This window comes from Nonomuraea sp. NPDC003201 (genome assembly GCF_053590415.1).
On the sequence record NZ_JBSFTC010000303.1, the window covers coordinates 1 to 12,569 of the forward strand.

At 70.7% G+C, this 12,569-nt stretch carries 10 protein-coding genes and 1 pseudogene; 6 read left to right on the forward strand and 5 right to left on the reverse strand.

Translation table 11 applies throughout. From position 1 onward, the window contains the following. Positions 1–15: 15 nt before the first annotated feature. On the forward strand, positions 16–174 hold the full coding sequence (locus ACWDX9_RS50830) for a response regulator transcription factor (RefSeq protein ID WP_449968724.1): 159 nt from the start codon (positions 16–18) through the stop codon (positions 172–174). A 10-nt stretch (positions 175–184) separates the two neighbouring features. Here ACWDX9_RS50830 and ACWDX9_RS50835 read toward each other — a convergent pair whose 3' ends face one another. Continuing rightward, a complete protein-coding gene (locus ACWDX9_RS50835) occupies positions 185–640 on the reverse strand; it encodes a lipase family protein (RefSeq protein ID WP_449968705.1) in 456 nt (151 codons plus the stop codon). 326 nt (positions 641–966) lie between these two features. Here ACWDX9_RS50835 and ACWDX9_RS50840 point away from each other — a divergent pair, with 326 nt between their 5' ends. The 3 genes from ACWDX9_RS50840 to ACWDX9_RS50850 all read left to right on the forward strand — a co-directional run bounded on the left by ACWDX9_RS50840 (position 967) and on the right by ACWDX9_RS50850 (position 7,430). After that, positions 967–4,068 carry a hypothetical protein gene (locus ACWDX9_RS50840; RefSeq protein ID WP_449968707.1) on the forward strand — a complete coding sequence of 1,034 codons (3,102 nt, stop codon included), beginning with the start codon at positions 967–969 and terminating at the stop codon, positions 4,066–4,068. A gap of 3 nt (positions 4,069–4,071) precedes the next feature. After that, positions 4,072–6,111, forward strand: a complete 2,040-nt coding sequence (locus ACWDX9_RS50845; protein WP_449968710.1) for a hypothetical protein — start codon at positions 4,072–4,074, stop codon at positions 6,109–6,111. Positions 6,112–6,179: 68 nt separating this feature from the next. Further along, positions 6,180–7,430 (forward strand): aldehyde dehydrogenase family protein, encoded by a 1,251-nt coding sequence (locus ACWDX9_RS50850; RefSeq protein ID WP_449968712.1) that lies wholly within the window; start codon positions 6,180–6,182, stop codon positions 7,428–7,430. Here the strand turns inward: ACWDX9_RS50850 and ACWDX9_RS50855 are convergent. Together ACWDX9_RS50855 and ACWDX9_RS50860 are read right to left on the reverse strand one after the other, a co-directional pair. Beyond that, positions 7,420–8,307 carry an alpha/beta fold hydrolase gene (locus ACWDX9_RS50855; protein WP_449968715.1) on the reverse strand — a complete coding sequence of 296 codons (888 nt, stop codon included), beginning with the start codon at positions 8,305–8,307 and terminating at the stop codon, positions 7,420–7,422. The two genes, ACWDX9_RS50850 and ACWDX9_RS50855, sit on opposite strands and share 11 nt — an antisense overlap. A 116-nt stretch (positions 8,308–8,423) precedes the next feature. Next, on the reverse strand, positions 8,424–9,089 hold the full coding sequence (locus ACWDX9_RS50860; RefSeq protein WP_449968716.1) for a maltokinase N-terminal cap-like domain-containing protein: 666 nt from the start codon (positions 9,087–9,089) through the stop codon (positions 8,424–8,426). 134 nt (positions 9,090–9,223) lie between these two features. On the opposite strand from ACWDX9_RS50860, the gene ACWDX9_RS50865 reads away from it, so the two are divergent. Beyond that, positions 9,224–9,694 carry a hypothetical protein gene (locus tag ACWDX9_RS50865; protein WP_449968717.1) on the forward strand — a complete coding sequence of 157 codons (471 nt, stop codon included), beginning with the start codon at positions 9,224–9,226 and terminating at the stop codon, positions 9,692–9,694. A 357-nt stretch (positions 9,695–10,051) separates the two neighbouring features. Here the strand turns inward: ACWDX9_RS50865 and ACWDX9_RS50870 are convergent, their stop codons facing one another. Both ACWDX9_RS50870 and ACWDX9_RS50875 read right to left on the reverse strand, forming a co-directional pair. Next, positions 10,052–10,720, reverse strand: a complete 669-nt coding sequence (locus ACWDX9_RS50870) for a response regulator (protein WP_449968720.1) — start codon at positions 10,718–10,720, stop codon at positions 10,052–10,054. Next, positions 10,717–11,967, reverse strand: coding sequence for a sensor histidine kinase (locus tag ACWDX9_RS50875; RefSeq protein WP_449968722.1), 1,251 nt, complete (start codon positions 11,965–11,967; stop codon positions 10,717–10,719). Before ACWDX9_RS50875 ends, ACWDX9_RS50870 begins: the two co-directional genes overlap by 4 nt. A 159-nt stretch (positions 11,968–12,126) precedes the next feature. Between ACWDX9_RS50875 and ACWDX9_RS50880 the strand changes: the two are divergent. Further along, positions 12,127–12,569: pseudogene (locus ACWDX9_RS50880) on the forward strand (hypothetical protein); the annotation flags it as partial.

Genomic DNA, 12,569 nt, shown 5'->3' on the forward strand with positions numbered 1-12,569 from the left:
GCCGACGTCCTCGCCCTGGTGGCGCAGGGCCTGTCCAACGCCGAGGTCGCCCGGCACGTCCACATGACCGAGGCCAGCGTGAAGACCTACGTCAGCCGCATCCTCGCCAAACTGAACTGCGCCAACCGGGTGCAGGCGGCCCTGCTGCTACGCGATGCGCGGTCCCCCGGCTGAGGCTCGGGGCTCAGCGTAGGTTGGCGTCGAAGTTCGCCAGGTAGGCGTCGATGAAGTGGTCGCGGACGCCGTCGCCGCCGGGCGCCAGCAGGTCGGCGGTGCGGCCCTTCAGCCGGTCGGCCGGCCCCGCCGCCAGGGGCGTCTTCTCCCGCAGCTTGCCCTTGGCGTCGAAGTGGCGTTCCTCGGCCACGTGCTGGAACAGCGGCGGGGGCGGGAGCTGGGCGACGACGTCGTGGTTGTTGACGAAGCGGAACATCCGGCCCCTGAACGCCTTGTCGTAGGCGGCGGCCAGCAGCGGGCAGCAGGTGCGGGGCTGGCCGAAGGTGTAGACGCCGTCGGCGAGCAGGCTCGGGTCCTCGAAGTAGGTGAGCGCCGCCGCCAGCATGGCCAGGGCGCCGCCCAGGCTGTGCCCGGCGAACCAGAGCGACTGCCCGTCGGCGCGCCAGTTCTCCAGCGTGTCCAGCATGCCGGATGCACGACGTCCAGCGCGCGGTAGAAGCCGAAGTGGATCATGCCGGTTCCGGCGGCGTACGGCGCCAGCAGCGTGCCGGCGTCCGACAGCCAGTCACGCAGCTCCTCGGGCTGGGTGCCGCGGAACGCCACGACCATCATGCGGTCGTTGGCCGCGATGTAGGCCTGCGTGTCCACCAGCGACGGGTTCGCGGTGCCACGCCCGATCCGTCGCACCCGTCCTGTCCCCGCCCGGAACGGCATGGAACGCCTTAGTCAGCACAGACGAGACGCCGCACGGACGCGGCGCCTCGAAACACGGGGGCGGAGGAAAACAAGCCCATGGAAAATCTCTTCCGATTGATGCTCACCCGGCCGGCCGTGGCCCAGGACCCGGAGACTCCCAGCATCCCGCTGGCCCAGGACACGCCGTTCCAGGAGGCGCTGCGCGAGGCCGTCGGGGCGGCCCAGCGGCGTACCGCCGTCGAAGCGGCCGCCACCGCGTACGTGGCGGGGCCGGAGTTCATCGGCGACCCGGCGGACACCCCGCTGGGCGCCGAGCTCGACCAGCTCACCGGACGCCTCGACGAGATGGAGGACGTCGACGTGTCCGCCTCACCGGAGATGGTGCGGCAGGCCATCGACGACGTGTTCGGGATGAGCCCGAACCAGGTGACCGGCCTGGAGGACTTTCGGAACGCGGTCAGGAGGCTCAAGGACAGCCTCGTGGCGATCAAGGTGCTGCAGGAGGAGCACGCGCGGCCCATCGAGCAGCTCGCCCGCCAGCTGCGTACGGCCGAGGTCATCGTGCGCCACGCCGACGACGACAAGTTCCCCAAGGACCTGCAGGAGCTGCGCCGCTGGCGGCGGCGCTCGCTCCGCCTGCCGTTCGACCTCGGCCTGACCTCCAGGCTGTCGACCCGCGAGGCGGAGGAGGCGGTACGGGGCCGGCGTGAGGCGGCGGTGGCCGCGCGCCGCCAGGAGGTCGACGACCTGCTGGCCCGGCACGCGGACCTGCGGACGGCGCTGGGCGAGCTGGCCCAGCTGAACGCCGAGCACTTCCACGTGACGTCCCAGACGACCAGCGCCCTCGTGCAGCCGCCGGACCAGGTACGGCTGACGAACGTGGCCACCGCGCTGAGCGCCTTCCACGGCAACCTGCGCGAGCGGGTGGCCCCGACCCCGATCATCGGCGAGGCGGCGGAGACGGGCACGGACACGCCGGAGACCTCCGACGTGGTCAGCGCGCCGGTGGCGCAGTCCCTGCTGCAGACGCCCGCTCCCGTGCTGCGCGGCCGCACGGAGTTCCGGCCGACCCCGACGCCCGAGGTCGGGTTCGTGCTCCTGCCGACGGCCGGCGGGCAGCTGTCCGAGGCCACCCGTACGGTGCTCACCGAACGCGGCCTCGACCTGACCGCCGTGCCGCTCGACCGGCTCAGCAACCGCCTCGAAGCCGATCTGGCGGCGACGGTGAACCAGCTGGAGGCGGTCGCCGGACATCCGGTGCGCCAGTCGTTCCTGCGCGTCGGCGAAGCGCTCGTGACCGTGCAGACCCCCGTCACGACCGGCTGGGGAACGCTCGGGACCGGCGGCACCGTCCCGCTGCCGCCGATCCCGCTGGACGGCCGCGTCCCCCACACCAAGGGCGAGGTCGCCCCGGCCGGCATCGCCGACCTGCTCGTGATCAAGCAGCAGCTGACGGGGTACGAGTCGGCCGACGTCGCGCACATCGAGAACGTGCTGCGCGGCGAGCACAAGGTGCGCGACCACAGCCGCCGCGACACCACCGAGCTGATCACGATCAACGAGCAGGAGACCAACACCAGCGAGGACCGGGACCTGCAGACCACCGACCGCTTCGAGATGACCAGGGAGACCGAGCAGACGGTCAAGGAGGACGTCGCGCTCAAGGCCGGGCTGAACATCTCCGGCAGGTACGGCCCGGTCGTGGAGTTCTCCGCCAGCGCCGAGGGCTCCATCGCGCGCAGCAAGCAGGAGGCCACCCGGTCGGCCGCCACGTTCTCGCAGGACGTCACCGAGCGGACGTCACGCAAGATCGCCGAAAGGGTGCTGACCCGTACCCAGCTGACCACCACGACCGAGACCATCGAGAAGAACACCCACGAACTGGACAACACCCGCAGCTCCCAGAACGTCTCGGGCGTCTACCAGTGGGTCAACAAGGTCTACCAGGCCCAGATGTTCAACTACGGGCTGCGGGCGATGTTCGACTTCATGGTGCCCGAGCCCGCCGCCTTCCTCATCGCGGCCATGCAGCAGACCAACGCCGCCGCCCGCAACCTGATCAAGCCGCCGGACTTCCCGCTCAACCCCGGCCAGATCACCGAGAGCAACTACCAGTACTGGGTCAAGCAGACCGGCGCGACCGACGTCGCGCCGCCTCCCGAGCTGTTCAAGACCAAGTCGCTGGACTTCAAGGCCGGCGGCGGCGACAGCGACACCAACTACAACCACTCGGGCCAGATCAGCATCGACGAGGGCTACCGGGCCGTGTACGCCAGCGTGGGCGTCGTGCGCAACATCTGGGAGAGCGACAACTCCGTGGACGTCGTGGTCGGGCGGCGTACGCACCGGATGCCCGACGGCAACTGGCTGTGGACCACCTCGCTGGACGACGAACGCGACTCGGTCGCCGTGGGCATCGACACCTTCCACCTCTCGCAGGTCGCGGTGGCCGTCGAGGTCAAGTGCCAGCGCACCGACCGGGCCATGGACAAGTGGCGGCTGGAGACCCACGCCAAGCTGGAGACGGCGCACAAGGCGGCCGTGGCCGACTACGAGGAGAAGCTGGCGGCGCTGCAGCTGCGGGCAGGCGTGGACATCCAGGGCCGCAACCCGGCCGCCAACCTCGCTCTCATGCAGACGGAGCTGAAGAAGAACTGCGTCAGCATCCTGACCGACCAGCACTACGACCTGTTCGACTCCATCGAGATCTCCCCCGCCAACGGGCTCCCGGAGATCAACGTGTTCGAGGCCGCCGGCGAGGGCCCGTACGTGCGCTTCTTCGAGCAGGCCTTCGAGTGGGAGCACATGACGTTCGTGACCTACCCCTACTTCTGGGGACGCAAGGACCAGTGGGAGGAGCGGCTCGGGTTCGACGACCCGGACCCGGCGTTCGCCGACTTCCTCCGCGCCGGGTTCTGCCGGGTCTCGGTGCCGGCCCGGCAGGGCTTCGAGGGCGCCATCGACCACTTCCTCACCTTCGGCGAGATCTGGAACGGCGGCCCGCTGCCGACCATCTCCAACCCCCTGTACCTGCCCATCGCCGACGAGATCGCCGAGCGTCTCGACCGGCCCGGCACCGAGGTCCCGCAGGGGGATCCGTGGCTGGTGCGGGTGCCGACCTCGCTGCTGAAGCTGCGCCAGGACGACCAGCTGCCCCGCTGGGAGCAGGACTCCGACGGGGAGTGGGTCGAGGTCTAGGACATGGCAGATCCCGTAGCGCCGGCCATCCTGGCCGGCCCCCTGCTCACCGGGTACGTCGAGCCGGGAAAGGGGCGCGGCGTACTCACCTTCCACGCCGACATCGCCGACCCGGTCCGCGGCGCCACCTTGGAGATCACGCTCACCGCGCCGCCCTGGAACCAGACCGGCCACCAGCCCTTCACCTGGCGATACCTGCCGCCCGCCGGGGAACGGACCTTCCCCGTCATCTGGCTCGCGCTCGCCCGGCAGGTCACCGTGACCACCAGACGCATGGGCGGCACGGCCGCCGACCTCCTGGGGGTGCTCGGCCCGCGCTCTCCCCTGGTCGAGATCGTCCGCCCCCAGGACGACGACCTGATCCCCCAGCCCGACCAGTCCGTCATCGAGCTGTGGCGGCTGCTCCCCCAGCCGTTCACGGTCGGCCCCTTCGCCGACGACGAGGCCGGCCGCCGGGGCGACTTCTTCGCCCAGGCGATCACGGTCAACGTGACGACGAAACCGCTCGGCGTGGTCATCAGGAACGTGCTCAACGGCTACGTGGTCACCATCGACATCGACAACCGGCAGGCCGGCAGACCGGCGGCCTTCGTCTACGACATCGTCGTCCATTCGCACGAGGACGAGGACAACATCTTCGGCGACCGCGTCGTCGTGCGCGTCGTGCACACGCACAACGTGATCGTGCACGCGGCGGCCTCGCCGGACATGGCCGGGTTCATCGATGTGCAGACCCTGCGGCTGGACGACTCGTTCATCCCGCGCTTCCCGCCGCAGGGAACCGTGCTCGACAACACCACCTTCCAGCCCAAGGAGGTCGAGGTCCACTTCGCCCCGGAACACCAGGGGCTCATCTTCCTCTTCGAGCTGGCCATCCAGTTCGTCCCGTACATCAACGTCCTGTACGACCTGTCGCAGATCGCCTTCCAGCTCGCGACCGGCAAGGACTTCTGGGGCAACGAGGTGACCGGCACGCAGATCCTCGCCTACGGCGTGCTGTCGGCGCTGCCCTTCGCCAAGGCGCTGCCCCGCGCGGTCCTGCAGTCCGTACGAACCGAGCTCAAAGCGACCAAGCTCGCCAAGGTGCTCGAAGAAGACGTGATCAGCGAAGTCGGGCGCGTCGCCGAACGCGAGTTCCTCGAGGCCGTCGGGAGCATCGACGTCAAAGGCGCGACCGACCTCACCCGGACGCTCACCCGCTTCGCGGCGGGCAAGCTCTCGATGGACCAGGTGCTCAGGCGCTTCCACGACCTCGTCGGCAACGCCTACCTGCGAGAGCTGGACCGGCGCATCGTGGAACGGCTCCTGACCAGCAACTTCAAGACCTTCCGCAACCCCCGCCTGGCGGCCGGCTTCAACGCCTTCACCAACAGGAAACTGTCCCGGGGAATCGCGCAGAGCCTCGACCCGGTCTCGTGGGCGCTCAGCCAGCGAGGCAAATCCCGCTTCATCAAGGAACTGGAGAGCGAACTCGGCACCGACTGGGCCGAAACACTGAAACGAGCCAAGCAGACCGACAGCCGGCTGCGCCGGCTCAGCGCCGCCGACATCGCGCACTACGACCGGCTCGCCGGACGCGTCGAGGACTACCGGACCCTGGCCAAGCTCAACCGCGGCCGGGGCGACCTGTACGAGGTGGACCACATCCTCGAACAGCGCTTCTGGCGCAACGACCCGCGCGTGCAGACCGCGTTCAACGAAAAGGGCGAGGGCATGGCCATGGTCATCCCCAAGAACCCGGCGATCGCCGCCAAGATGCCCGGCAACGCCATCGCCTACGTCCACTCCCTCAAGACCCGCCTGCTCACCGAGCTGATCCCGAACGGACGGGAGGCGGAGTTCACCGTCCAGCAGATCTTCGACGCCCACATGTGGGTGCTGGAGTCGTTGCGGGTCGACCGCTCCGTGACGGTGGGCGATCGCCTCCTCGGCGACTTCCGCCTCCTGGCCAGGTCCCGGGGGGAACGGCTCGAACTCCGTATGCCCACCGCCGCGACCTTCACCCGGCAGGGCGGGTGGCCGGTACTCGTAGGCGTTCAATAAGGGGATTGTTGAACAATGCTACGATCTACTGCACCTCGCCCCCGCGCCCCACCGGCGAAAGGACGCCCTTGACCAGCTCCACCGACAACGCGGTGCGCACCTGCGCGATCCGGGCCCGACAGAGCTCTCCCGCTCTCGAACGCGCGACGGACGCCGCCATCGACACCGCGCTACGCGGCATGGCCGAGCGGCTGCGCACCGCACGAGGCACCCTCGTCTCCGCCAACGAGGAGGATCTCGCCGCAGCCGTCTCCGCCGGAATGTCACCCGCCCTCCAGGACCGCCTGCGCCTCACCGGCGCACGGCTGGACGGCATGGCGGCGGAACTCCGCACCCTGGCGGACGTGCCGCACGAGCCCCGCGACAAGGTCCTCGAGGAGCGCCCGGACGACCTGACCCTGCTGGAACGCCGCCGGCCCGTCGGCGTGATCGGCGCGAACTTCGAAGCACGCCCCAACGTCACCCTCGACATCGCCTCGCAGTTCCTCAAATCACGCAACGCGGGCGTCCTGCGCACCGGCTCGGCCGCGCTACGCTCGTCCCGGGCCATCGTGGAGCATGTGATCGCACCGGCCCTCGCCGACGCCGGCCTCGACCCGGACGCCGTCCAGCTGGTGCCGAGCGAGGACCGCTCGGCGGCGTACGAGCTGGTGTCGCTGCCCGAGCTCATCCCGCTGGTCATCCTGCGCGGCAGCGGCGACAGCACCCGCGACCTCGGCCGCGAGGCCGCCCGGCACGGCGTGCGCACCCTCGCGCACGCCGACGGCGGCGGCGTGCTCTACATCCACTCGGCCGCCGACGACGACACCGTCCACCGGCTCATCACCGGCAGCCTCGACCGGCTGGGCGTGTGCAACCGGCTCAACCTGCTGCTCATCGACCGGTCCTGCTACGACGAGCGGCTGCCCGGCGTCCTCGAGGCCCTGGACCGCCTGGGCATCGGCGCGTCACTGCCCCCGCACGCCCACCCGCGCGGGTACGAGTGGTCGCTCGACCCGGAGCGCGCGGCCACCGTGACCGTCGACGCCGCCGACGGCCCGCTGCACGCGGCCCGGATCGCCAACGAGGAGACCTCCGGGCTGGCGGCCGCCGTCGCGACCGAGGATCCGGCCGCCGCCGCGGAGTTCATCGACGCCTACGCCGGCTCCGGGGTGTTCTGGAACTCCACCACCCGGCTCCTCGACGGCTTCAAGCTGCTGCGGCTGCCGGAGACCGGCATCAACATCGACCGGGTGCCCGGCCCGCGCGGCCCGGTGAGCTTCCGGGACCTGTACCTGCGGCAGTACGTGGTCGTGCCGAGCGGGCGGCTCACGTCCTGACTTCGGAGGTGTGCGCGAGGATGGCGGCCGCCAGCTCCTCGTGCACCTCCGGCGGCAGCGTGTGCCCCATCCCCTCGACCATCATCAACCGCGCCCCCGGGATCCCCTCGGCGATGATCGCGCCATGACCCGGCTTGGCCGGCTCGTGAGTGCCCTCGATGACCAGCGTGGGCGCCTTCACCCGATCCAGCACACCCACCGGCTCGAAGTCCGGCTGAGCCATCGCGGCCAGGCGATGGTTCACCACCGCGTCCAAGTTCCGGGCCCGATCGTAGATACGCTCCTGCAGCCGGCGGGCAGCGTCCTCATCGAACGGCAGCCCCGTACCGTGCAGCACCCGCTGCTCAGCGATCATCGCCTCGATCCGCTCCCGCCGATCGGCCGGCGGCGGACTCGCCATCAACCCCTGATAGTGGGACACGAACTCCGGCACCGGCTCCGGCAAACTCCCCTCCGGCTGCGGCTGACCCATCAACGCCCGCATGATCACCATCCCCTCACCCCCACCGAGCGGCGAAGAACCGATAACCGTCAGCGAACGCACCCGCTCCGGCCGCTCCACCGCGATCAACTGCCCCAACAGACCACCCGCCGAATGACACACCAGATGCGCACTCCCCAGACCATGCGCATCCAACACCCGCAGCACGTCGTCCTTGATGGCGTCCCAGGTGTACGGCTCCTTCTCGAAATCCACCGTCGCCGACCTGCCGGTGTCACGGTGGTCATACCGGACCACCCGACGGCCACCAGCGGTCAGCCGGCCCACGAACTCATCCGGCCACAGGATCCCCTGCGACATCGAACCCATCACCAGCAGAACCGGCTCGTCGGTGGCGGCGCCGAACTCTTCACTCCAGATCTCCACGTTTTGCATGACTCAGAGCATGCCGCCTCCGACTACGGGCGCCTTCTGTAGAACTACCAGCCGCGCCAGATCCGTACGGGTACCGGCGGGCAGTCGTGCGGCTCCACGCGCGATCGCGGCGTTCCTCAGGCACGAGGGCCGGTGTGCAAGACCACGAACAGGCCCTGCGCGCGGGTGCCATCCGGCATCCGCCAGGACCCGGCGACGTGGCCAGTCGCTTCCGGCGGAAGGAGAGGCGCGTCGTCCGGTGCGGGACGCAGGACCCGGTGCAAACGCAGGGTCGTGCCGTCCGGTGCGGGCAGCTCAGTGCCCTCGTGGTCGTCGACGGCAGTGGCGGAGAAGTCCGTGGGGGCGGGGCTGCCACCGAGGTAGGAGCGGGTGACCTCCCGGTCGGGAGTGTCGCTGGTGTTCTGGTCCTGGGCCTGGACCCGGCCCTCGATCAGGGCCGGCAGCTGGGCGACCAGCACCGGGTCGTGGCAGCCGTCGTAGGCCCAGCGCCGCCCCAGCACCCCGTGCTCCATGGTGCCGACGAGGGCGTGCTCCGCCCCGTCGAGCGGGGCACCGCGATAGGTGAGCGGTACCAGGTAGTTGATCGGCTGGGTGCCCGAGGTGTCCGTGACCACCATGAACTCGATCCCGACCTCACCCTGGGGGTCGTCCAGCCGGAAGCCACCGGCCTTGGCCAATTCCGGTTCGCCCGCTCCGCCCAGGTACCACGGCCGGGTGGGTAGCCAGGAGGTGAGCAGTTCCAGCTTGGTCGGCTTGAGGTCGGTGCGGTGGATGACGGCCATGCTGAGGATTCTCTTCCGTTGAGGGGACGACCTCCACATCTTCCCAGTGGGCCTCGGAGAGCATGAGGGCGTACCCCCCTCACCGGTCCGTGTTGTTCAATGGCGATCACTCTACGAACGCGCTGGAGGATGGCATGGTGCTGACCGAGGCGGTCCCGGAGGGGTTACCGAAGCAGCGGAGCAGGTGGCCGTTCTATGTGTGCCTGGGTCTCCTTGCCTGCGTCGTCGCCTACGTCCTGGTGTTCAAGGTCCCCGAGTGGCGGAACGACGAGAAGCTGGCCCGGCTGGAGGAGCGGGTGAGCATGTTCCCGCTCCCGCCCGACACGGAGCCAGGTGATCGCGGCGTAGAGGGCACGGTGGGTCTTCAGTCGGGCAACAGCAATCATTGCGACTATCTGGTCCGCATGTCCCTACTCACCAAGCTGCCGGACGCCGAGATCGCTCGCTACTACGAGTTCGCCGCGATCGAGGGGGTCGAAGGCCGCGCGCTCTCCGGCACCGTGTACGTCAACCCGAGCGGATCATGGCGGGGTGGGTTCAAGGGCGTCATCGTGGAGTTCTTCGACGGATATCACGAACCGGGGTTCGACATGCGCTGCCATTGAGCAGCGACGGCCTTGTGCCGGCCCCGACCGGCGGCAGGACCTCGCCCCGGTGCTGCGCGTCAGCGACCGGCGGGCGGCTCATCCGGCTTCTTCGGCAGCATCGCCGCCCGCGGCCAGGCAGGCGCACAGGAGGCGGTGGCCGCCGCCATCGCGGAGTTGGCCGACCGCGCGGTGACCGGCCGGAGCAGTGGCCGTTCGCAGAGTTTGCCGACCGCGCGGGGACCGGCTGGGGCAGCGTCCGTTCGCGGAATTGGCCAGCCGCGCTGTGAGCGCCGTGACGCCTGGAGTCGCTGCGTCTACGGGCCTTCCTCCTGGCTCCACCCCGCCTCCATGTGAACGGTGGTTCGGGCGGGGTGGTCAGAAGTCGGGGGTGGAGGGGCGGATGAGGCCGATTTCGTAGGCGAAGACCACCACCTGGGCGCGATCGCGCAGCCCGAGCTTGACCAGTACGCGGCTCAGATGCGTCTTGACCGTCGCCTCCGCCAGGTGCAACGCCGCGGCGACCTCGGCATTGGACAGCCCGCGCGCCACCTGCACCAGCACCTCGTGCTCGCGCGCGGTCAGCTGAGCCAGCCGTTCGTCCCGCTCGGCGGGCCCCGGCGCCATCTGCGGCGCGAACCTCTCCAGCACGCGTCGGGTGACACGCGGCGACAGCGCCGCCTCTCCGGCAGCGACGTTGCGGATCGCGCTCAACAGTTCCGGTGGCCGCGTGTTCTTCGGCAGGAACCCGGCCGCTCCGGCCTTCAGCCCCGCGAAGGCGTACTCGTCCAGGTCGAAGGTGGTCAGGATGAGCACGCGCGAGCGCGGGCTGTCGCGCACGATCCTGCGGGTGGCCTCGATGCCGTCCAGGCCGGGCATGCGCACGTCCATCAGCACCACGTCCGGACGCAGGTGCCGCGCCAGCCGGGCCGCCTGCTCGCCGTCGTCCGCTTCCCCGGCCACCTCCATGTCCGGCTCGGCCTCGAAGACCATGCGGAAGGCCATCCGCAGCAGCGACTCGTCGTCGGCGATCAGCAGCCGGATCATCGTGGCGCTCCCAGGTCCAGCACGGCCAGCACCCGCCATCCGCCGCCCGCCACCGGCCCGGCGTCCAGGGTCCCGCCGTAGGCGGCCACCCGTTCCCGCATACCCGCGATCCCGCGCGCATCGCCCCGGGGCCCGGAGCGGGGCCCCGACACCCAGGTCCCGGAGTCGAGAGGCCTGGGGGCGTCGGGCCCGGCGTCGAGAGGCCCGGCGTCGACGAGCCCGGGGTCGCCAGGGACGACCGGCTCGCGAACGTCGATGACCTCCACCTCGGCACGGCGCGACGACACGTCGATCCGTACCTCGGCGCGGGTCCCGGAGGCGTGCCGCAGCGTGTTCGTCAGCGCCTCCTGAACCAGCCGGTAGATCGTCAGCTGGGCGGCGGCGGGCACCGCCCCGGCGTCACCGGCCACCCGGACCCCCGTCGCCAGCCCGGCCGCGCGCATCCGTTCGGCCAGCGGAGCGAGCTCGGCGATCCCGGGCGCGGGCTGAAGCATCTCGTCGAGGCAGTCCTCGTCCGAGGTGGCGTGGCCGGTGTTCAGGGTGCGGCGCATGTCCTGCAGGGCTTGGCGTCCCGTCGCGGCGATGTGCTCCATCGCCGCCGCGGCCCGGTCCGGCGCGCTGTGGCGAACGTAGGCGGCGCTGTCGGCCAGCGCCACCATGACCGACAGGTTGTGGGTGACGATGTCGTGCATGTCGCGGGTCATCCGTGCGCGTTCTCCGGCGACGGCGAGCCGAGCCCGTTGCTCGCGGTCGCGTTCCAGGGAGGTCACGTACGCCCTCCGTACCCGCATCCACAGGCCGGCCATGAGGGCGGCGGCCGCCATCGCGCTCAGCGCGGCCACCGTGAAGGGGAACTGGCCGGGCGGCGCCCAGCGGGCGGCGGCCAGCAGCACCCCTGTCTGCACCGCGAGCGCCGCCGGCAGGGTGTGGCGCCACGGGCGGTGCGCGGCGACCGTGTACAGGGCCACCAGGAGGGCGGCGTCGGCGGGAAGCTGTACGTCCAGCGCCCACTGGACGGCGGCGGCGAGGCCGATCGCGCCCAGGACCGTCATCGGAGCGCGCCGTCTCCAGGTCAGTGGCGCGACCAGTGCGGTCTGCAGCGCGAGCAGCCATGGGGGACCCGACAGCACCTGGCCAGGCCCGAGCGTGGCCAGGAACAGCGCGGCGGCCAGCAGCGCGTCGGCGGGCAACGTCGACCATCGGCTCAGCGCGGTGAGGCGGGCCGCCAGACGGTCGGCTGGGTTCATGCGGTTCACCCTAGTTGTCCTGCGGGTTCGCTCCCGCTCGTCCTCGGGGATGACCGTCATCCGAAAGTCGCAGGTGCGCGTGCTACCTCCGCCGCTGTCCCGCGGGCGTGCCGGGTGTCAGCCTGTCGGACATCCCTTTTCCGATGGAGGAGCTTTCGCATGTCCGTTGTCACGAAAAATCTGGATCTGGCCATGAGCGCCCAGGCCACCGGCTCGTCCGCCGTCCCCAAGAGCCCAGCATCCGCCGTCGCAAAAGCCGCAGGCACGGTCGCAGGCAAGGCCGCGGGCAAGGTGGCGAGCACCGTCGCGAGCCGCGTCGCGGGCAAGGTGGCGGGCAGGGTCGCCGGGCTGGCCGTGCTGGTGCTGGCGGTCTCCCTGCCCGCGTCCAGCGCCGGTGCCGACGCCGGTGCGGGTGCCGGTGCCGGTGCCGCGAGCCCGATCGGGGTGAGCCTGCCCGCGCCCGGCGGCCCGTACCCGGTCGGTACCGTGGCCATGCGGCTGGTGGACCGCTCGCGGCCCGATCCGCTGCTGACGGCCAAGGCGTACCGGGAACTGATGATCAGCCTGTGGTATCCGGCGGCGGGCGGCGGGCCGCTCGCGCC